General features: G+C 75.0%; 1 pseudogene. It reads right to left on the bottom strand.

The features are described from left to right. Positions 1–1472 (bottom strand): annotated as a pseudogene (locus tag GA0115240_RS07660) (beta-ketoacyl synthase N-terminal-like domain-containing protein); the annotation flags it as partial. Positions 1473–1506: the final 34 nt, after the last annotated feature.

Below are 1506 nucleotides of genomic sequence, written 5' to 3'. Positions count from 1 at the left end.
CCGGCCCGTTCCCGGCCGTAGGTGGCCAGCAGCGCCTGCGCCTCGATCGGGTCGCCGAGGCGCGTTCCCGTACCGTGCGCCTCGACCACATCGACGTCGGCGGCCGTCAGGCCCGCGTTGGCCAGCGCCTGCCGGATCACCCGCTGCTGCGCCGGACCGCTGGGCGCCGTCAGACCGTTGCTCGCCCCGTCCTGGTTCACCGCGCTGCCCCGGACCACCGCCAGCACCTGGTGCCCGTTGCGGCGGGCGTCGGAGAGCCGCTCCAGCACCAGCATCCCGACCCCCTCCGACCAGCCGGTGCCGTCGGCCCCGGCGGAGAAGGACTTGCAGCGGCCGTCGGCGGACAGCGCGCGCTGGCGGGTGAGTTCGATGAAGATGCCCGGGGTGGACATCACCGTGACGCCACCGGCCAGCGCCAGCGTCGACTCCCCGCGGCGCAGCGACTGGCAGGCCAGGTGCAGCGCGGTCAGTGACGCCGAGCAGGCGGTGTCCACGGTGAGCGCCGGCCCTTCGAGGCCCAGCGTGTAGGCGATCCGGCCGGAGGCGACGCTCGGCGTGCTGCCGGTCATCAGGTAGCCCTCGGTGATGGCGGTGCCCTGGTCGAGACGCGGGCCGTAGTCCTGGAAGGTCGCACCGACGAAGACACCGGTGGCGGAGCCGGCCAGGCCCGCCGGGTCGATCCCGGCGTCCTCCAGCACTTCCCAGGAGGTCTCCAGCAGCATCCGCTGCTGCGGGTCCATGGCCTGCGCCTCGCGCGGGGAGATCCCGAAGAAGTCCGCGTCGAATCCGGCCGCGTCCGCGAGGAAGCCGCCCTCGCGCACGTAGTGCTTGCCCGGTGCCATTCCCTCCGGGTCGTACAGTCCCTCCAGGTCCCAGCCGCGGTCGGTCGGGAACGGCCCGATCCGTTCGCCGCCCTCGGCGAGCACCTGCCACAGCTCCTCCGGCGAGGCGATCCCGCCGGGGAAACGGCAGGCCATCCCGACGATGGCGACCGGTTCGTCGTCCGGGGCGGCGGCCGGCTGCCGCCCGGCCGGCGCGCCGCGGCCGGTGCCCAGCAACTCGTCGCTGAGGTACCGGATCACCGCTTCGGGGGTCGGGTGGTCGAACACCAGGGTCGTGGGCAGCCGCAGCCCGGTGGCCGCGGCCAGCCGGTTGCGCAGATCCACCCCGGCGAGGGAGTCGAAGCCCAGGGCCTTGAAGGGGCGGGCCAGGTCGAGGGATCCGGGCGCGTCGCTCTCCAGCGCCGCGGCCACCTCGTCACGCACCAGCCGCGGCAGATCGGCGGCCAGCCGTTGGCGCTCCCGGTCGAGCGCCGCGGCGGCTTCGGGCGCCTGCCCCGCCGCCGAAGCCGCAACCGGCGCCTCCAGGTCCTGGATCAGCACCGCGCCGTCCCGCAGCGCGATGTCACCCGCGCCGGAGCGCAGCGCGGCGGGCAGCGCGCGCAGCGACGCGTTCGCGGACCCGAGGTCCACCAGGGTCAGGGCGGTCCGGACTATGTCTGCCGCA

Origin of the sequence: Streptomyces sp. DvalAA-14 (genome assembly GCF_900091855.1) — a bacterium.
Lineage (GTDB): Bacteria > Actinomycetota > Actinomycetes > Streptomycetales > Streptomycetaceae > Actinacidiphila.
This window is presented reverse-complemented; position numbering and strand designations above follow the sequence as displayed.